General features: G+C 66.6%; 17 protein-coding genes. 8 read left to right on the top strand and 9 right to left on the bottom strand.

Going from position 1 to position 18,885, the window contains the following annotated elements:
• From DVT68_RS06375 to DVT68_RS06360, 4 genes are read right to left on the bottom strand one after another with little or no spacing between them, the layout of a single operon-like run.
• Positions 1-621 carry an ABC-type transport auxiliary lipoprotein family protein gene (locus DVT68_RS06375; protein ID WP_114824146.1) on the bottom strand — a complete coding sequence of 207 codons (621 nt, stop codon included), beginning with the start codon at positions 619-621 and terminating at the stop codon, positions 1-3.
• The gene (locus DVT68_RS06370; protein ID WP_114824145.1) at positions 618-1,556 is read right to left on the bottom strand and encodes an MlaD family protein; all 939 of its coding nucleotides are present in this window, start codon (positions 1,554-1,556) and stop codon (positions 618-620) included. Before DVT68_RS06370 ends, DVT68_RS06375 begins: the two co-directional genes overlap by 4 nt.
• Position 1,557: 1 nt before the next feature.
• On the bottom strand, positions 1,558-2,373 hold the full coding sequence (locus tag DVT68_RS06365) for an ABC transporter ATP-binding protein (protein ID WP_267897409.1): 816 nt from the start codon (positions 2,371-2,373) through the stop codon (positions 1,558-1,560).
• Entirely contained in the window at positions 2,370-3,506 is a 1,137-nt protein-coding gene (locus DVT68_RS06360; RefSeq protein WP_114824144.1) for an MlaE family ABC transporter permease, read from the bottom strand. Before DVT68_RS06360 ends, DVT68_RS06365 begins: the two co-directional genes overlap by 4 nt.
• 188 nt (positions 3,507-3,694) lie before the next feature.
• Between DVT68_RS06360 and cysD the strand changes: the two genes are divergently transcribed.
• From cysD to DVT68_RS06330, 6 genes are all read left to right on the top strand, one after another.
• Positions 3,695-4,597 carry a sulfate adenylyltransferase subunit CysD gene (cysD, locus tag DVT68_RS06355; RefSeq protein ID WP_114824143.1) on the top strand — a complete coding sequence of 301 codons (903 nt, stop codon included), beginning with the start codon at positions 3,695-3,697 and terminating at the stop codon, positions 4,595-4,597.
• Positions 4,597-6,486, top strand: a complete 1,890-nt coding sequence (cysN, locus tag DVT68_RS06350) for a sulfate adenylyltransferase subunit CysN (RefSeq protein WP_114824142.1) — start codon at positions 4,597-4,599, stop codon at positions 6,484-6,486. The genes cysD and cysN overlap by 1 nt, the downstream gene beginning before the upstream one ends.
• A 212-nt stretch (positions 6,487-6,698) precedes the next feature.
• Positions 6,699-7,799: a glycine cleavage system aminomethyltransferase GcvT gene (gene gcvT / locus DVT68_RS06345; protein ID WP_114824141.1), complete on the top strand. Its 1,101-nt coding sequence runs from the start codon at positions 6,699-6,701 to the stop codon at positions 7,797-7,799.
• 102 nt (positions 7,800-7,901) lie between these two features.
• Complete coding sequence (gene gcvH / locus DVT68_RS06340; RefSeq protein ID WP_114824140.1) at positions 7,902-8,297, top strand: glycine cleavage system protein GcvH; 396 nt, start codon at positions 7,902-7,904, stop codon at positions 8,295-8,297.
• Between the two features lie 607 nt (positions 8,298-8,904).
• Positions 8,905-9,480, top strand: a complete 576-nt coding sequence (gene metJ, locus DVT68_RS20795) for a met regulon transcriptional regulator MetJ (protein ID WP_114824139.1) — start codon at positions 8,905-8,907, stop codon at positions 9,478-9,480.
• 333 nt (positions 9,481-9,813) lie between these two features.
• On the top strand, positions 9,814-10,854 hold the full coding sequence (locus DVT68_RS06330) for an energy transducer TonB (protein WP_114824138.1): 1,041 nt from the start codon (positions 9,814-9,816) through the stop codon (positions 10,852-10,854).
• 129 nt (positions 10,855-10,983) lie between these two features.
• On the opposite strand, the gene DVT68_RS06325 is transcribed toward DVT68_RS06330, so the two are convergent.
• Both DVT68_RS06325 and DVT68_RS06320 read right to left on the bottom strand, forming a co-directional pair.
• On the bottom strand, positions 10,984-12,303 hold the full coding sequence (locus tag DVT68_RS06325; protein WP_114824137.1) for a serine hydrolase domain-containing protein: 1,320 nt from the start codon (positions 12,301-12,303) through the stop codon (positions 10,984-10,986).
• A 119-nt stretch (positions 12,304-12,422) separates the two neighbouring features.
• Positions 12,423-14,060 (bottom strand): GMC family oxidoreductase, encoded by a 1,638-nt coding sequence (locus DVT68_RS06320; protein ID WP_233523362.1) that lies wholly within the window; start codon positions 14,058-14,060, stop codon positions 12,423-12,425.
• 66 nt (positions 14,061-14,126) lie between these two features.
• Here DVT68_RS06320 and DVT68_RS06315 point away from each other — a divergent pair, with 66 nt between their 5' ends.
• Positions 14,127-15,440, top strand: coding sequence for an NTP/NDP exchange transporter (locus DVT68_RS06315; RefSeq protein WP_267897408.1), 1,314 nt, complete (start codon positions 14,127-14,129; stop codon positions 15,438-15,440).
• A 7-nt stretch (positions 15,441-15,447) separates the two neighbouring features.
• Here the strand turns inward: DVT68_RS06315 and DVT68_RS06310 are convergent, their stop codons facing one another.
• The 3 genes from DVT68_RS06310 to mtgA all read right to left on the bottom strand — a co-directional run bounded on the left by DVT68_RS06310 (position 15,448) and on the right by mtgA (position 17,729).
• Entirely contained in the window at positions 15,448-15,876 is a 429-nt protein-coding gene (locus DVT68_RS06310; protein WP_114824135.1) for a CBS domain-containing protein, read from the bottom strand.
• A 96-nt stretch (positions 15,877-15,972) separates the two neighbouring features.
• Complete coding sequence (locus DVT68_RS06305) at positions 15,973-16,926, bottom strand: glycosyltransferase family 2 protein (RefSeq protein ID WP_199535963.1); 954 nt, start codon at positions 16,924-16,926, stop codon at positions 15,973-15,975.
• A 65-nt stretch (positions 16,927-16,991) separates the two neighbouring features.
• Positions 16,992-17,729 carry a monofunctional biosynthetic peptidoglycan transglycosylase gene (gene mtgA / locus DVT68_RS06300; protein WP_114824133.1) on the bottom strand — a complete coding sequence of 246 codons (738 nt, stop codon included), beginning with the start codon at positions 17,727-17,729 and terminating at the stop codon, positions 16,992-16,994.
• Between the two features lie 118 nt (positions 17,730-17,847).
• Here mtgA and hslO point away from each other — a divergent pair, with 118 nt between their 5' ends.
• Entirely contained in the window at positions 17,848-18,747 is a 900-nt protein-coding gene (gene hslO, locus DVT68_RS06295) for an Hsp33 family molecular chaperone HslO (protein WP_114824132.1), read from the top strand.
• Positions 18,748-18,885 lie beyond the last annotated feature (138 nt).

Genomic DNA, 18,885 nt, shown 5'->3' with positions numbered 1-18,885 from the left:
CTAGTTCACCTGCGGATGCGCCTGCAGCGGCTGCTGCATGGTCCACGCCACCAACTGGCTCGCCAATTGGTCGCTGGCCTGGCCAAAGGCGGCCACCACTTGCGGCACGGCCGTACCGGACACCGGCTGGCTCACCTCGAAACGGCGCGTGGCGATGATGCGCAGGCCGTTGTTCTGGACAAGGCGAGCGTCGAAGCGGATCACCACCACCGGCTGGCTGCCCTGGTACTCGGACTGGAACGCCCGCAGGTCGCCGGCCAGCGCGTAGTCGGCCTGCAGGCTGCTGTCGTCGCTGCTCAATGCGCCGATGCGTCCATCGTCACGGAACGCGTCTATCACGCGGTTGCGCAGCAGGGTGGGGCCGTTGTCGCTCCAGCGGGCTCCCTTGTAGACACTCACCACGTCGCCCTGCGGCAGCACGTTGATGCGCGAGCTGTCCACCATGCGCGCGGCCTGTGGCGTGTCCACGCGTAGCGACCAGTTGACGGGGGATGCCTGTGCGCGCGGCAGCGCGGTCTGCGGCAGGCGATAGATGTCCGGCGATTCCGCCTTGGGCAGCACCGAGCATCCGGCGAGCAGGCCGAGGACGATGGCGGCCAGCGAACATAGCGACAGCTTCATGGTACGAACTCCCTGCTGCGATCACGGCCGAGCAGGAAGCCGGCCGGGTTGTCGTCGAGGCGACGCGAGATGCCGCGCAGCGAACTTGCTGCATCACGCAATTCACGCACCGCTGGTCCCAATTCGTTGAAGCCCTGCATGCCACCGCTGATCGCAGCCCGGTTGTCGCTGACCAGACGGTCGATGTTGGCGGTGACGCGTTCCACCGAGGCCAGCGCGTTCCTGGCGCTGTCCAGTGTGGCGCGCGCCTGGTTGTCGACCAGGCCGTTCGTGCTCTGCACCAGGCGCTGGGTCTGCGCCAGCGTTTCATTGGCCTGCTTGCTGGCCTCGGCCAGTTGCCGGAGCAGGGTGCGGATATCGTCGCGCTGGTCGGCGATGGCGCCGGTCGCCTTGTCCAGGTGATCGAGCGTACGGCTCAGGTGGTCCATGTTCTCCGGCGAAAGCACGGCGCTGGCGCGCGCCAGCACATCGTTGATATTCATCACCAGGTCTTCGCCGTTGGCGAGGATGCGGCTGAGCGGAGAGGGATCCGCCACGATCACCGGCAACTCGCCATTCTTGCCCACCAGTGGCGGGCTCTCCGGCGAGCCGCCGCTGAGCTGGACGATCGCCAGGCCGGTGACGCCGGTCAGCGCGAGCTTGGCGTGCGTGTCCTGTCGCACCGGCGTATCCGCGCCCAGCCGGATACGCGCCAGCACCTTGCGTGGGTCCTGCTTGTCGAGCTTGAGCTGCGTGACATCGCCGACCTTGATGCCGTTGTATTGCACCGCGCTGCCTTGCGAAAGGCCCATGACCGCCTCGTTGAAGACGACCTGGAAGTACGCGAACTGACGGTCACTGCTGGATTTGGCCAGCCACAGCGCAAACAGCAGTGCGGCAGTCACCACGATCATGGTGAACAGGCCGATCAGCACGTGATGGGCTCGCGTTTCCATATCACTTCACCTCGGGCGATGGTTCGCGCTCATGCGCCTCTTCCGCGGCGCGGCCGCGCGGGCCGTGGAAATACGACTGCACCCACGGGTCGCCGTTTTCGGCGACCACGTCGAGCGGGCCGACCACCAGCACCTTCTTCTGCGACAGCACGGCCACGCGGTCGCAGGTGGTGTACAGCGTGTCCAGGTCGTGGGTGACCAGGAACACGGTCAGGCCCAGCGCATCACGCAGGGTCAGGATCAATCGGTCGAACGCCGCGGCGCTGATCGGATCAAGTCCGGCGGTGGGCTCGTCCAGGAACAGGATTTCAGGGTCCATCGACAATGCCCGCGCGAGCGCCGCGCGCTTGACCATGCCGCCGGACAGTTCCGAGGGGTATTTGATCTCGGTGCCCGGGGGCAAGCCCGCCAGCGCCAGCTTCACGCCGGCCAGCCGTTGCGCCTCGGGGCGCGACAGGCCGGCGTGCTCGATCAGCGGCATCGCCACGTTTTCCACCACGTTGAGCGAGGAGAACAGTGCGCCGTTCTGGAACAGCACGCCGAAGCGCCGCTCGAGCTGGGAGCGCTGCTCCGGCGACAGGCTCAGCAGGTCCTGACCGAAAACGTGCACCTGCCCCGAGGTGGGGCGACGCAGCCCCACGATGCTGCGCAGAAGGACCGACTTGCCGGTGCCCGAGCCGCCCACCACGCCGAGGATCTCGCCGCGACGCACGTCGAGATCCAGATGCTCGTGCACGGTTTGGGAGCCGAAGCGATTGACCAGGTCGCGCACCTGGATCACGTTCTCCTGCGGCGCTGGCTGCGGTATCGCATTCACCAGCCCATCTCCATGTAGAACAGCGCGGCGATGGCGTCGAGCAGGATCACCACGAAGATCGACTGCACCACCGCCGAGGTGGTGTGCTCACCCACCGATTCGGCGCTGCCGGTGACCTTGAAGCCCTCGAGGCAGCCGATCACCGCGATCAGGAAGGCGAACACCGGAGCCTTGGCCATGCCGACCAGGAAATGCTGCAGGCCGATGTCCGACTTGACCAGGTTGACGAACATGATCGGCGGGATGTCCAGCACCATCGCGCAGACCAGTCCACCGCCAATGAGTCCGGCCATCATGGCGAGGAAGGTGAGCAACGGTAGCGAGACCAGCATGGCCAGCACGCGGGGAAGTACCAACAGCTCCATCGGGTCGAGGCCGAGTGCGCGAATCGCGTCGATCTCTTCGTTCGCCTTCATCGAGCCGATCTGCGCGGTGAAGGCGCTGGCGGTGCGGCCGGCGAGCAGGATCGCGGTGAGCAGTACGCCGAATTCGCGCAGGAAGGAGTACGCCACCAGATCCACCGTGTAGATAGTGGCGCCGAAGTCGGCCAACACGGTGGAGCCGAGGAAGGCCACCACGGCGCCAACCATGAAGGTGAGCAGGGCCACGATCGGCACGGCATCGAGGCCGGTCTGCTCCACGTGGGCGATCAGTGAGGTGACGCGCCAGCGCCGTGGCTTGAAGACCGTGCGCGCCAGCGTCTCCAGAGTCAGGCCCACGAAGCCAAGCAGCCGCACCTGCTGATGGTAGACGTGCTCCATCGTGCGGCCGATGCGTGCGAGCAACTCGGTGACGGTGTGGCTGCGGCGCGCCACCGCCGGCTCCTTGTAACCGACCATGGCTGCGCCCACGGTTTGCAGCAGGGCGCGCTGCGCCGGCGGCAGGGTGGGGTCGGCGCTGGCCAGGCGCTCGGAACCGAGCAGGCCAACCAGCAGCGATGCGCCGGCGGTGTCCAGGGCGCCCAGTCCGCTCAGGTCCGCGGTGGCGCCGGAGGGCAGCGGGGTCCGGAGGGCGGCCACGACGCGTTGCAGCGCGGCGTAGTGGGCCAGGGTCCAGTCCCCGGCCACGCGCAGGCACGGCGGCGTAGCGCTGGCATCGAATTGTGCGCTTCCTGTCGCCATCGATGTGCTCATGGGGCGATCTTAGTGGACAGTTGCCCAGGGCAGGTGACGAAAGAATGGCGCCGGTCATCGCCTGGCGTCTTCACGCGTTGTTTCACCTTTTTGGAGCGGCGGCGCTGCCCGTCAGGCCCATTTCAGCTAGATTTGCCGTTTGACCGCCCGTCGATGGGCGTCCAAGCCAGAGGCCAGTGAACCCACGTATGTCTGCCAAGTCCCATCTGGACGCGCTCGAGTCGGAGAGCATCCACATCTTTCGCGAAACGGCGGCCGCCTTCGAGCGCCCGGTCATGCTCTACTCGATCGGCAAGGACTCCTCGGTGCTGCTGCACCTGCTGCGCAAGGCGTTCTACCCGGCGCGTCCGCCGATGCCTCTGCTGCATGTGGACACCACCTGGAAGTTCCGCGAGATGATCGCCTTCCGCGACCAGGTGGCGGCGGCCGGTGATGTCGAAGTGCTGGTGCACGTCAACGAGGAGGGCGTGCGCCAGGGCATCTCGCCGCTGACCCACGGCTCGGCGGTGCATACCGATGTGATGAAGACAGCGGGGCTCAAGCAGGCGCTGGACAAGTACGGCTTTGATGCCGCCATTGGTGGCGCCCGCCGCGACGAGGAGAAGTCGCGCGCCAAGGAGCGCGTGTTTTCCTTCCGCAACGCGCAGCACCGCTGGGATCCCAAGCACCAGCGTCCGGAGCTGTGGCGCACCTACAACACCCAGATCCACAAGGGTGAGAGCGTGCGTGCGTTCCCGCTGTCCAACTGGACCGAGATGGACGTGTGGCACTACATCCGCCGTGAGAATATCCCGGTGGTGCCGCTGTATTTCGCCAAGCCGCGGCCGGTGGTGGAGCGCGACGGCGCGCTGATCATGGTCGACGATGAACGCTTCACCCTGCGCGAAGGCGAGTCGGTTCAGATGCGCCATGTGCGCTTCCGCACTCTGGGCTGCTACCCGCTGACCGGTGCGGTCGAGTCGCACGCCGACACCCTGGACAAGATCATCGAGGAGATGGCCGCCTCGCGCAGCTCCGAACGTCAGGGGCGGGTGATCGACCAGGACGGCAGCGCATCGATGGAACGCAAGAAGCAGGAGGGGTACTTCTGATGGCGGCTTTGGAACCCACCCTGGCTGGCGCACAGGCCGGCACCAGCCTGCTGCGCTTCATCACCTGCGGCAGCGTCGATGACGGCAAGAGCACCCTGCTGGGTCGGCTGCTGTACGACGCCGGCATGGTGCCGGACGACCAGTTGGCCGCGCTGGCCCGTGACAGCCGCAAGCTGCACGCGGAAGATCCTGAAGCCCTGGATTTCTCCCTGCTCACCGACGGCCTCGATGCCGAACGCCAGCAGGGCATCACCATCGACGTGGCCTACCGCTACTTCCACAGCGCGCGGCGCAGCTTCATCGTGGCCGACTGCCCGGGACACGAGCAGTACACCCGCAACATGGCCACCGGCGCGTCCAACGCGGAGCTGGCCGTGGTGCTCGTCGACGCGCGCAAGGGCCTGCTGCCGCAGACGCGCCGGCATACCTACATCTGCGCCCTGATGGGCATCCGTCAGGTCGTGGTGGCGGTGAACAAGATGGATCTGGTCGATTTCCGCGAGGACATCTACGCCGCCATCACCCACGAATACCGCGAGCTGGCTGCACAACTCGGCATCACCAGCGTGCATTGCCTGCCCGTGGTGGCGCCGGGCGGCGACAACGTCGGCCGCCGCTCCGCGCGTTTGCCCTGGTACCAGGGGCCGTGCCTGCTCGAACTGCTGGAGGCCGCCGATACCGAGGCCACGCAGGCCAGGGAGTTCCGCCTGCCGGTGCAGTGGGTGAACCGCCCTGACGCCAACTTCCGCGGTTATGCGGGCACCGTGAGCGGTGGCCGCATCGCCGTTGGCGGCGAAGTGGTGGTGCAGCCGGCGATGCGCCGGGCGCGCATCGAGCGCATCGTCACGGCAGATGGCGACCTGAGCGAGGCCGAGGCCGGCCAGGCCGTGACCCTGACCCTGGACCGTGAAGTCGACGTGAGCCGTGGCGACGTGATCGCCGACGCGGCGCGCCCGGCGCCGGTGGCCGACCAGTTTGCCGCGCATGTGCTCTGGATGGGCGACGAACCCCTGCTGCCCAATCGCGCCTACTGGCTGAAGATCGGCACGCGCACGGTCAACGCACGCATCACCACCATCAAGCACAAGGTGGACGTGAACACGCAGGCCGAGCTGGCGGCGCGCCGGCTGGATCTCAACGAGGTCGGCTACTGCAACATCGACCTCGACCACGCCATCGCCTTCGAGCGCTACGTGGACGATCGCACGCTGGGCGGTTTCATCCTGATCGACCGCCAGACCAACGCCACCGTCGGTTGCGGCATGCTCGACTTCGCGCTGCGCCGCGCCGCCAACGTCCACTGGCAGCACACCGACCTCGACAAGGACGCGCGCAGCACCAGCAAGGGGCAGCGGCCGCGATGCCTGTGGTTCACCGGCCTGTCCGGCGCGGGCAAGTCCACCATCGCCAACCTGGTCGAGCGGCGGCTGCATGCACTGGGCTATCACACCTACATGCTGGACGGTGACAACCTGCGCCATGGCCTGAACAAGGACCTGGGCTTCACCCCGGAGGCGCGCGTGGAGAATGTGCGTCGCGTGGCGGAAGTGGCCCACCTGATGGTCGACGCCGGCCTGATCGTGCTGGTGTGCGTGATCTCGCCCTACCAGAGCGAACGCCGCTTCGCCCGTGGCCTGTTCGGCGACGACGAATTCCTGGAGGTGTTCGTCGACACCACGCTGGAAGAGTGCGAACGGCGCGATCCCAAGGGCCTCTACCGCAAGGCCCGCGCCGGCGAGATCCTCAACTTCACCGGCATCGACTCGCCCTACGAGGCGCCGGAGGCAGCCGAGCTGCATCTGCGCACGACGGGGTTGCGGGCGGAGCAGCTGGCCGAGCAGGTGGTGGAACAGCTCCTGGGCAGCTTGGGGCTGCACACGCCGCACTGATCGCTGCGGCATTAGCGGGATGCAAGGTCCGTTGTCGTCATCCTGGCTGAAGCCAGGATGACGAAACATGGACGAGCGCTTTGCTATGTAGTGCCTGCGACGTGCATGTTGCGCTGCACGAGATACGGCAGCGCACGGCGCGCTGTCGCGCTCGGCTTGGAATGTGTCCATGCGCCCGGCGATAATGTCGTTTTCCCCAGAGCACGACTGCGATGACCGAGAAGACCGTACTCAATGACACCCACCGCGCGCTGGGTGCGCGCATGGTCGATTTCGGCGGTTGGGACATGCCGATCAACTACGGCTCGCAGATCGAGGAACACCATGTCGTCCGCCGCGATGCCGGCATGTTCGACGTCTCGCACATGACCGTGGTCGACCTGCACGGCGCGCGCACGAGGGAGTTCCTGCGCCACCTGCTGGCCAACAGCGTCGACAAGCTCAAGGTGCACGGCAAGGCGCTGTACTCGTGCATGCTCGACGAGAAGGGCGGGGTGATCGACGACTTGATCGTCTACTTCCTGGGTGAGGAATTCTTCCGTCTGGTGGTCAACGCCGCCACCCGCGCCAAGGACCTGGCCTGGATCGAGCAGCAGGCCAAGGCCTTCGACGTGCAGGTCAAGGAGCGCCCGGATTTCGCGATGATCGCCGTGCAGGGCCCGCAGGCCCGCGCCAAGGTGATCGGCCTGCTGGCCGAAGTCGACCACGAGCGCATCGGCAAGCTCGGCAAGTTCGCCGCCGCCGCCGCGCAGGGTCCTCACGGCATGCCCCTGTTCGTGGCGCGCACCGGCTACACCGGTGAAGACGGCTTCGAGATCATCGTGCCGCATGAGCACGCCGTGGCGCTGTGGCAGGCGCTGGTCGCCGCCGGCGTCGCGCCGGCGGGCCTGGGCGCGCGTGACACGCTTCGCCTGGAGGCTGGCATGAATCTTTACGGCCAGGACATGGACGAGTCCGTCTCGCCGTGGGAAGCCAACCTGGGTTGGACCATTGCGCTGGACGAGGGCCGCGACTTCGTCGGCCGCAAGGCGCTGGAATCGCAGAAGGCCGCCGGCGTGAAGCGCGTGATGGTCGGCCTGGTGCTGGACGAAAAGGGCGTGCTGCGTCACGGCCAGAAGGTGCTTACCTCCCAGGGCGAGGGCGAGATCCTCTCCGGTAGCTTTGCGCCGACGCTCAACAAGGCGGTGGCGTTTGCACGCATTCCCGCCGGCGAGCCGGGCGACGTGCGCGTGGATATCCGCGGCCGCGAAGTGCCGGTGCGCGTGGTGAAGTATCCGTTCGTGCGTGACGGCAAGCCCTGCGAAGGCATCTGAGTTTTCACCGACGGCACGGGCGTGCTGCCCGTGTTGTCCATCGGGTGAAGCGGCTAGAATGTGCGCCTCACCCAAGACCCACATCAACGACTGGATTCGATCATGAGCGAGATTCCCGGCGATCTGAAATTCCTCAAGTCCCACGAATGGGCCCGCGTCGAAGACGATGGCCTGGTTCGCGTGGGCATCTCCGACCACGCCCAGGGCCAGCTCGGTGACCTGGTGTATGTGGAGCTGCCGGAGATCGGCGCCAGCGTGCAGGCCGGACACGGCGTGGCGGTGGTCGAGTCGGTGAAGGCCGCCTCCGACATCTACAGCCCGGTGTCCGGCGAGATCGTGGCGGTCAACGAAGCCCTCAACGACAAGCCCGAGACCATCAACGAAGACGCCTTCGGTGACGGCTGGATCTTCCTGGTTCGCGCCAGCGACCGCGGCGAGTTGAACGAGCTGCTGGACGCCGACGCCTACGCCGAACTGGTCGAGAACGAAGACCACTAAGCCTTCATTCCCGACGCTTTACCCGACGCCGGCCGCCAAACGCGGCCGGCGTCTTTTTGCACGGGACGCGCAGCGCCGCGGACAGCATCGGGAGATGCCGTGATGGGGCGCCGCTCGAGATATCGACGCCCATGCCGATGGATGTCCAATCGACCTTCACGTGACCTGGCCGCGCCCCTCGGGTCGGAAGCCTCCGGCCCCCTCGATGCCGGGCAAGGCAGGGAAAGGCGACATCCTGCCCTCCCGGCCAGGCAGGTAATCCAGTCGCGCTTCGTTCATCCCGGAGGGCGGGTTTCAGTGGCTCTGCGGGCGTGAGATACGAGCGCTTTCATGGTGTTGTCGCGGCCCAATGGCATTAATGGCATTGAGTGTCTCAAATGCCTTGTTTTAAGCGGTTTTTATGCAACTGGTAATTAACTGAAAGCGTTTTCGTCTGGCGGTATGGACGTCCGATTGAAAATGCCTGTTAACCCCCTCCAGGCCTTGCTGGGCGGGGGTTTCGACCCTCCTGGGGGTGGGTGAAACGGATTGATTTCATGGCTAAAATCAATTGACAGTTGAAATCTTCAGGAATAGCTTTCGCATCGGAACACGGAGAACGGGTGCCATGGCAACATCGAAATTCATCAAGCCTTATATCGAGCATGGAGAAAAGGCCGGCGCAGTACGCAAGATCACGGTCTCGATCCCGCTGCACGTACTGAGGCCCCTATCTGACGAACGCACCCGTCGCCAGGTGAACAATCTTCGGCACGCCACCAACAGCGATTTGCTGGTGGAGGCGTTCCTACATGCTTTTACTGGGCAACCACTGCCAACTGATGAGGAGCTGAGACGAACTATGGCTACTGCAAAGAAAGCTGCTGCAAAGAAGCCGGCCGCCAAAAAGGCGACCAAGAAGACCGCCGTGAAGAAGGCCGCCGCCAAGAAGCCGGTTGCCCGCAAGCCGGCTGCCAAGAAGGCTGCCGCCAAGAAGGTTGCCAAGAAGGCTGTTGCGAAGAAGCGTCCGGCGGCTGCCAAGAAGGCTGCCGTGAAGAAGGTTGCGACCAAGAAGGTGGCGAAGAAGGCCGCCAAGCGCACCGTGAAGAAGGCTGCTGCCGCCAAGGTGGTCAAGGCCACCAAGGCTGCGAAGGCCCCCAGGGCCGCCAAGGCTGCCAAGGCCCCCAAGGCTGCCAAGAAGTAAGCCTTACCAATAATAGGCAAGACTGAATTTCTCCCCGCGGTGCCCAGCGCGGGGAGAGTCATTCGAAAGAGCGACTCGTCCCGGCCCATGCCGGGACGCTTCGTTTCCGGGGAACGAAAAATTCCTAGGCGCCGTCCATCGACGCATCCTCGCGTCTTTGCGCCACTGATCCACCTGTCCTCGCGCGTCGAACTGAGCACGTGCGATTTGCCGTGGTGCGACATTACGGTTACCTTTCTCACATCCGCGCCGCGGAGAGCCGGGGGAGGTTCTCCGCTCCTGGATCTACAGGGGGAAAAAGCGCGGGTATCTGATGCCACTCGGTGAGAGACCATGGATACCCGATACATTCGTCATGCGCGCCATCGTGCGCGAGGGGCTGTCCGCCCCGCTGCCGTCGCCATCGTCGCTGTCGTTGCCGTGCTTGCGGCAGCCGCGTGGTTCCTCATCATCAAACCGCACCAGGATCTGCTCGACACCGAAGCGGGAGCTCACCCGTCGACCCCGGTGATCGAGGGCCATGCGGCGCCGCCGCCGCCGGCCAACGTCGCGTCGATGAGCCTCAACCAGCTGCTCTCCGAAGCGCGCCGCGCTGTCAACGAGCAGCGCCTGCTCGCGCCGGCCGGCAACAACGCGTTCGAGTTCTACCTCAAGGTGCTCGAGAAGCAGCCGGGGAATCAGGTCGCCACCGATGCGCTGCGCGAGACCTTCCCGGTGGGCGCGAGCCTTGCCGAGCAGGCCATCAACCAGCGTGACTTCAGTGACGCCCAGCGCCAGATCGACCTGCTCGCCAAGGCCGATCCGGCCAACTACACGCTGACCATCCTGCGTTCCAAGCTCGATGCCCAGCGCAAGCTGCAGGATCGCGAGCAGCAGTTGGCCTCGGACAAGGAGAAGCAGGCGCAGTTGGCTGCCCAGAAGGCGGCGGACAAGGCGGACGCCGATCGCCAGGCCGCCGAAGCACAGCAGAAGGCGCTGGCCGACCAGCAGAAGGCGGCGCAGGCGCGAGCCGCGCAGCAGCAGACGGCTGCGGCGGAAACAAGCCGCCAGCAACAGGCCAGCTCCACGGCGGCGGCCGCCAGCACGCCGGCATCGGCGCCCGGCACGCATGCGGCCGTGCTCGTGCGCAACGTCAACCCACGCTACCCGACCACCGCCGTGCGCGCGAACCAGGAAGGCTGGGTGGAAGTGGCCTTCACCATCACGCCGGAAGGCAATGTGGACGACGTGAAGGTCGTCGACGCTGAGCCGCGCCATGTGTTCGACAGCGCTGCTCTCGAGGCGGTGAAGCGCTGGAAGTACCAGCCGGCCACCCAGGACGGCGCCCCGGTCGCTTCTCAGGACAAGCGTCGTATCGTGTTCAAGCTCAACTGACCCGTGGCGGGCGCCGCCCGCCAACGGATCACGTAAAACAGAAGGCGCTGCATGGTGACATGCAGCGCCTTCTTCGTTTTGCGCCGACTGCGCGCGGCGGGTGAATCGATGCGGCTCGCGCCGATGGGCTCAGCGCTGGGTGCCGTCGCCGCTCGAAGCCGTCCTGGACTTTCTGCGCGACTTGCCCTGGGAGGCGGCGGCCGGGGGCGCCTCACTCTCGATGCCGGCCCAGTCCACGTGGGGCAAGCCGAGCAGGCTGTCGAGCACCATCGGCAGCAGGCCCCCGGGCACGGGACCGGCCGAGTTCCACAGCGTGACCACGCCGATGTGGTATCGCGGCAGGAAGCCGATCATGGTGCGATAGCCTTCCACCGCGCCGGCATGGAACAGCAGCGTCTCGCCACCGTATTCGAACACGCGCCAGCCCAGTGCGTAGTAGGCGTCGGTGACCCGGGCGCGCCGCCACGGCGTGGAATGCATCTCGACCGGCGTGGCGACCTCGGGCGTGTGCAGCGTGTCGAGCAGCTTCGGCGTCAACACGTCGGGACGACCGCCCATCTGCGCAATCAGCCACTGCTCCATGTCGCGCAGGCTGGCGTTGACGCCGGCGGCGGGCGCGACGCGGTAATAGGCTTCCTTGGGTTCGAACGGAGCCCAGCCACTGCCATTGGGACGGTGCGGGCGCGCCCAGCTCGGGCTCGCTTCCAACGCCTCGCGGCCATAGCTGGCCGTCTTCATGCCCAAGGGAAAGAACAGGCGCTTGTCGACCTGATGGTTGAAGAAATCGCCGGTCTGCGCGTAGACGATGTCGCCGATCAGGCTGAACGCCACGTTCTGGTAGCCGTAGCACTGGCCCACGTCGCAGGTGAGGCTGACCTCATCGAGCTTGCGGGCCAGCTCCTCGTAGGAGAAGTTTTCCTCGAGCATGTTGTCGAACGTGTTCTTCGGCAGGCCCAGGCGCTGGCCGAGGATGTCGCGCACGGTGGCCTGCTCGGCCGCGTTGTCGCTCTTGAGCCGGAAGAACGGCAGCACCGAGACCAGCTTGGTGTCCCAGCTCAGCTTGCCGTCGTCCACCAGCACGCCGGTCAAGGCCGTGGCGAACGCCTTGGACAGCGAGGCCAGGCGGAACACCGTCTCAGGCGTGATCGGCTCGTGCGTGGCGGCGTTGGCGTAGCCGATGGTGTCCTCGAACACGACCTTGTCGCCCACCACGACCGCGGTGGCCAGGCCGGCCACGGCGTTGCGCTGGTCGAGCCGGTCCAGCCATTGCTGGTAGGCGCTCAACGTGTCCTTGATGCGATCTTCCGGCAGGGGCTGCGCCGGCGCCGCTGCGCTGATCGTCTCGGGTAGCGGGGCGGGAGGCGCGCCGGCGCCGGAGCGCGCGGCCAGCGGCGTGCTGGAACAGCCCAGCGCGACGGCAATGACCCATGAAAGAGTGCGAAACGTCATACTGCTCGGACGTGTGGGTGGCGCCGGGTCGACGCCGATGGAACAGCGATGGCCCTGGGGCGGTTCCGGGCCGAGTAGTGGCGGGCCGCAGCCCGCCATGACGCGGAGCCGAGAGTAACTCAGGCCGGCTCGAAAGTCCTCGCGGCGCCCCTGGGATGGCTGGCTGCCCCCGCCGCCAATGCACTGTCGTTCAGGATCAAGGCGCTGGCGCGTTCGGCGATCATGATCACCGGCGCATTGGTGTTGCCGCTAGGCAGGCTGGGCATTACCGAGGCGTCCACCACGCGCAGGCCGTCGACGCCGCGCACACGCAGTTCGCTGTCCAGCGGCGCGGCCGCATCGCTCCCCATGCGGCAGGTGCCCACCGGGTGGTAGATCGTTTCCGCCTTGCGGCGAATGAACTCGGCGTATTCGGCGTCACTGGTCAAGGCGCGCTCCGGAAACACGTGCGCGCCCCGGTAAGCGGCGAAGGCCGGTTGCGAGAGGATCTCCCGCGACACGCGTGCGCCTTCGATCATCCGCGCCAGGTCGTGGCCTTCCGGGTCGCCCAGGTAATTGGCGTGAATGGCGACGGCTTGCGAAGGGTCGGCCGAGCGCAGTCGCAACCGGCCGCGGCTGCGCGGGTGCAGGTAGCAGGCGTGGACGGTGTATCCGTATCCCGGCAGCCGATGGCGGCCATGATCGTCCAGCAGGGCGGGCACGAAATGGAATTGCAGGTCGCAGCGCTCGTCGTCGGCGAGTCGGCTGCGCACGAAACCGCCGGCCTCGGCGACGTTGGAGCTGCCCGGGCCGTCGCGGTGGCGCAGGAAGCGCCAGCCCGCCGCAAGCTCATTGAGGTGGTCGTAGGTGATCTTCTGCGTGCAGCCGTCGAGCGTGCAGATGTCCAGGTGATCCTGCAGGTTCGCGCCCACCTCGCCGAGGTCGGCCGCCACGCCGATGCCGAATTCGCGCAGATGATCGGCTGGTCCCACGCCGGAGAGCATCAACAACTGCGGCGTGTTGATGGCGCCGCCGGCCAGGATCACCTCGCCGGCCTCGATGATCGTGTCGCTGCCCTGCAACTGCACGCCCACGGCGCGGCCGCCGCGAATCGCCACCCTTGCCACCGTGGCGCGGGTGCGGACTTCCAGGTTCGAACGCTCCCGCACCGGCCGCAGGTAGGCAGCCGCCGTGGAGCAGCGCAGACCTTCGCGCTGGGTCACCTGGTACAGGCCGAAGCCTTCCTGCTGCTCGCCGTTGAAGTCGTCATTGCGCGCGAAGCCGGCGCTGGCCGCAGACTCTACAAACCGGTCGGAGAGTTGGTTGTGGTGGCGCAGGTCGCTGACGCCGAGTGGGCCGCCTTTGCCGTGCAGGGCGCTGGAGCCGCGGCTGTTGTCCTCGCTGCGCATGAACCATGGCAGCACCTCCCGCCACGACCAGCGCGCGTCGCCGGTGGCGTCGGCCCAGCGGTCGTAGTCGCCGGGCACGCCGCGGATGTAGCACATGGCGTTGATCGAGCTGGAGCCACCCAGCGTCTTTCCTCGCGGCCACCACAGCGTGCGGCCCATCAGTTGCGATTCCGGCTCGGTGCGATAGCCCCAGTTGACGCTGCGCTGGTTGGCCAGTCGCGCGATGCCTGCAGGCATGTGGATCAGCGGATTCCAATCAGTGGGGCCCGCCTCAAGCAGCAGCACGCGCTTGCCGGGGTGTGCGCTGAGCCGGTTGGCCAGCACGCAGCCGGCCGAGCCGGCGCCCACGATGATGTAGTCGTAAGTCACTTCGCCCCCTGTCTTTGACCGTTTTGGACCCATGCTAGTCTTTTGCGACCCCACGCTGGAAACGCCGTGAACGCTTCCCGACCCGCCCCAGCGAACGAAGGCCTCGCCTCGACGTTGTCGGCGGTGGCCTTCTTCTTCGTGATGACGGCCTATTACATCATTCGTCCGGTGCGCGACCAGCTCAGCGGCGCGGTCGGTTCGACCTCGCTGCCGTTGTTTTACGGCAGCGTATTCGTGGTGATGCTACTGCTGACGCCGGTGTTCGGCGCGCTGGTGGCGCACTTTCCGCGCAAGCGCCTGTTGGGCTGGTGCTACAGCTTCTTCATCGCCTGCCTGATGGCCTTCGTGCCGGCCTTCCTGGCGCAGGACCGCATTGGCGCGCGTCAGCTGGGCGTGATGTTTTTCATCTGGGTCAGCGTGTTCAACCTGTTCGTGGTGTCGCTGTTCTGGAGCTTCATGGCGGACATCTTCCGCAGCGCGCAGGCGCGCCTGGTGTTTCCGCTGATAGCGCTCGGCGGCACGGCAGGCGCCATCTTCGGGCCGATGGTGACCAAGCTCATGGTCAGGCAGATCGGCGTGGCGCCGCTGCTGGTGGTGTCGGCGGTGGCGCTGCTGGCGGCCATGGTGTTGCTGCTGGCGATCTCGGATCGGCACGACTGCCGCGGCGCCACGCGCACGGAGGAGGTCATCGGCGGATCGTTGTGGGCAGGCATCAAGGAGCTCTGGACGCGCCCCTTCCTGCGTTACATGGCGATCCTGATGGTGCTGGGCGACGGCATCGGGACGCTGACGTACGCGCTGATCGCCGATTACGCCAAAGTGCACCTGCCCGATCGTGTGGAGCGCACTTCGTTCTACAACGACCTGGATCTGTACACGAACCTGCTGGTCGCCTTCCTGCAGCTCACCTTCACGCCCCTGCTGCTGCGAGGGCTGAGCGCCACCTGGGCGCTCGTCGTGCCTTGCCTGGTCAACCTGGCGCTGCTGATCGCGCTGATGCTGCTGGGCAGCGGCCACGTGCTGCTGTGGGGAGCCAGCGTGCCCCTGCTGGCCATCGTGATGGTCTTTACCCGCGGCTTTGCCTACGGCATGACCAAGCCGGCCACGGACTCGCTGTATACCCGGGTGCCGCGCGAGACGCGTTACAAGGGCAAGAATTTCGTGGAGACCACCATCTGGCGACTGGGTGATGTCGTGATCACCAGCGGCGTGAACCTGGCCACCGCCTTGGGCGTGGCGCTGGGAGGCATGGCGGCGGCGGGGGCGCTGATTGCTGGCGCAGCCACCTGGGTGGCCGCGCTCGCCGGCCGTTCGCCGGACCTGCTGCCCGAGCAGCCCGCCGAAGGTCGCAAGGAGCCCTCCGGCGCGGCCGAAGCCTGAGCCGGGCTCAGCTGGTGATGTAGCGCTGCAACTGTTCGATCTGTTCGGCCTGGGCGTCGATCACTTCCTTCACCAGGTCGCCGATCGAGATCACTCCCACCACGCGGTCGCCGCTGACGACCGGCAGGTGGCGTATGCGGCTGTCGGTGCACAGGCGCATGCAATCGAACACATCGGTGTCGGGCCCGACGGTGAGCGCTGGGCTGCTCATGATTTCCGAGACCGCGGTCTGGGCCGAGGAACGGCCCTGCAGGATCACCTTACGCGCATAGTCGCGTTCGGAGACGATCCCGACCAGCCTCTCGCCGCGCATCACCAGCAGCGCGCCGACGCGCCGCTCTGCCATGTGCTTGATCGCTTCGAGCACGGGCGCGTCCGGGGCGACGCTGAAAATGTCGTTGCCCTTGCCCTCCAGCAAATGCTTGACCTGACGCATGCTTGAACCTCCCACGCGGCCGGCGGACGGGCCGCATTGGGGGAGCATAGCGCCGGTGCGTCGCCGTGGTGTTGGGCGGACGTGAAGCGATCTCCGCTAGTGGCGAAAATCGCCGGACCTGGCGCGCGGCCGGCGCTGCTCTTCGATGAAATACAGCGGCCGTTGCTTGGATTCCGCATAGCTGCGGCCCAGGTATTCACCGATCACGCCGAGCGCGAGCAACTGCACGCCGCCCAGGAACAGGATCACCACCATCAGCGAGGGATAGCCGTGCACCGGGTCGCCGAACAGGACGGCCTTGCCGAATACCCACAGCCCGTACACGAAGGCCAGCAGCGACGACAGCACGCCGACCCAGGTGGCAAGTCGCAACGGCGCAGTGGAGAATGACGTGATGCCCTCGATCGCCAGTTGCAGCAGGCGCCAGTAGTTCCATTTGGTGTTGCCTGCCTGGCGCGGCTCGCGCAGGTAGTACACCGCGGTCTGGCGGTAGCCGATCCAGGCGAACAGGCCCTTCATGAAGCGCTGGCGCTCACGCAACTGGTGCAGTGCATCAAGGGCGCGCCGCGAAAGCAGGCGGAAATCGCCGGTGTCGCGTGGCACGCGGGTGTCGGACAGCCGTTCCATGCTTCGATAGAACATCGAGGCGGTGAAGCGCTTGAAGCCCGTCTCGCCAGCGCGCGCCGTGCGGGTCGCGTACACCACGTCGTAGCCGGCGCGCCATTGTTCGACCAGCGAGGGAATCAGCTCGGGTGGATCCTGCAGGTCGGCGTCGATCACTACCGCCGCATCTGCATCGACGTGGTCCAGGCCGGCGGTCAGCGCCGCCTCCTTGCCGAAGTTGCGCGAGAGCTTGAGCGCGCCGACGCGCGGATCACGCGCGGCCAGCTCTTCGATCAGCGCCCAGGTGTCGTCCGCGCTGCCGTCGTCCACGTACAGCACGTTGCAGTCCAGCGGCAGCTCGTCGAGCACGCTGCACAGCCGGGCATGGAAGGTCTTGAGTACGGCGGCTTCGTTGTACGCGGGCACGACAATGGATAGGCGTGACATGGGCAGCGCGTTGTTTCCCCGGGAAGTCGCCGCATGCTAGTGCACCGGCATGTCTGCCGCGAGTCTCAGCGGCGTCGCGCGTCGCGTGGAGGGCGGGTGCTCTGCAGGTACGCGGGGCCGCCAAGCTGGGCCATCTGCCGCTCGATCCAGTTGGCGCGGGCCAGTACATAGGCGCTGGGGTGGTCGACGCGGAAGCGGCGGGGATTGGGCAGCACCGCGGCCAGCAGCGCCGCCTGCTGCGGACCGAGGCGGGAGGGCGGTACACGGAAAAACGCGTCGCTGGCGGCGCCCACGCCGTAAATGCCATCGCCCAGCTCGGCGATGTTCATGTACACCTCGAGGATGCGCTGCTTGGGCCAGGTCAACTCGAGCAGCACGGTGAAGTACGCCTCCAGGCCCTTGCGCACGAAGCTGCGCCCGTTCCAAAGGAACAGGTTCTTGGCGGTCTGCTGGCTGATCGTGCTGGCCCCGCGCAGGCGGCGACCCTCGTCGGCGGCGTCGACCGCGTCCTGGATGGAATCGAAGTCGAAACCGTGGTGGAAGGGAAACTTCTGGTCCTCTGCCGCCACCATCGCCAGTGGCACGTAGGGCGAGACCTGCTCCCGCGGTACCCAACGGTGCTGCAGGCGAAAATGGCGATCTCCCGTGGTCAGCGCGCTGACCTGGCGCTCCATCATCACCGCCGAGGTCCAGGGCGGCACGAAGCGCAGCACCAGCACCACCAGCCAGGTCAATGCCAGCCAGGACGCCAGGAGCAGGACCAGCAGGCGGAACAGGCGGGCGGGCAGTCGTCGGGAGGTCATGGCGGCGCGGGAGCGGAGGTGGCGGGAGTATAAGGTCCCATCCCTGTCCGATCCCCGGTCGTTGAGCCCCGGCCCTGCCGACCCCATGTGGGGATATTGCTTTTGAGAGGTCGCTCCCGTGGAAACCGTACTTGTCGAAGATGTGTTGCATCGCTTCATGCTGGAACGCGCCGGCGTGCGTGGTGTGCTGGTGCGACTGGGCTCGGCGTGGCGCGAGGTCGCCGGCCGCTCGGCCTATCCGGGCATCCTGCGCTCGGTGCTGGGGCAGACCCTGGCGGCCAGCGCCCTGCTGACCGGCAACATCAAGCTGGAAGGCTCGCTCTCGGTGGAACTGAAGAGCGGCGGCCCGCTGCGCCTGCTGTTCGCCGAATGCACCGACCAGGGCCGCCTGCGTGGTCTGGCGCGCTGGACCGACCCGCTGCCTCAGGAGCTGGATCTGGCCGCGCTGCCCAACGCCATCATGGCCATCACCATTGGCCATGCGGAACGCGGCCAGCGCTACCAGGGCCTGGTGGACCTGCAGCATCCGGACCTGGCGTCGGCGCTGGAGAACTACTTCGGCCAGTCCGAACAGCTGCCGGCACGCATCGTGCTGGCGGCCGATGGTGAGCATGCGGTGGGCCTGATGCTGCAGAAGCTGCCCGACGAGGGTGGTCATGACGCCGTGGAGGATGAGGATGCCTGGACGCGCATCCAGCACCTCACGGCGACCCTGGGTCAGGAGGAGCTCCTGGCCACGCCCCCCGAACAGCTGCTGTACCGGCTCTATCACGAGGAATCGGTGCGCCTGTTCGAGCCGCGCCCGCTGGCGTTCGGCTGCAGCTGCACGCGCGAGCGCGTGGAGAACGTGCTTCGCTCGCTGGGACGCGACGAGGTCGAGGCGGCGCTGGAGGCGCGCGACGGCGAAATCGAGGTGATCTGCGAGTTCTGCGCGCAGCGCTACACCTTCGACCGCATCGATGCCGAGCATCTGCTCAGCGCCAGTCCCGGCGCGAACGCGCCGACCACGGCGCAGTAAACACCCGCCGTTGAAACCATGAGGCCGGGCCCGAAGGGGCTCGGCTTTTTTCTGCGCGTCAGTCTGGATGATCTGGTCGTCATTCCCGCGAAGGCGGGAATCCAGCGACTTTCAGGTCATCAAGGTCCAGCCGCTGAA

This window comes from Dyella solisilvae (genome assembly GCF_003351225.1).
Classification (GTDB): Bacteria; Pseudomonadota; Gammaproteobacteria; order Xanthomonadales; family Rhodanobacteraceae; genus Dyella; species Dyella solisilvae.
The sequence above is the reverse complement of the archived record's forward strand: the minus strand, read 5'-3'. Positions and strand labels throughout refer to the sequence as shown.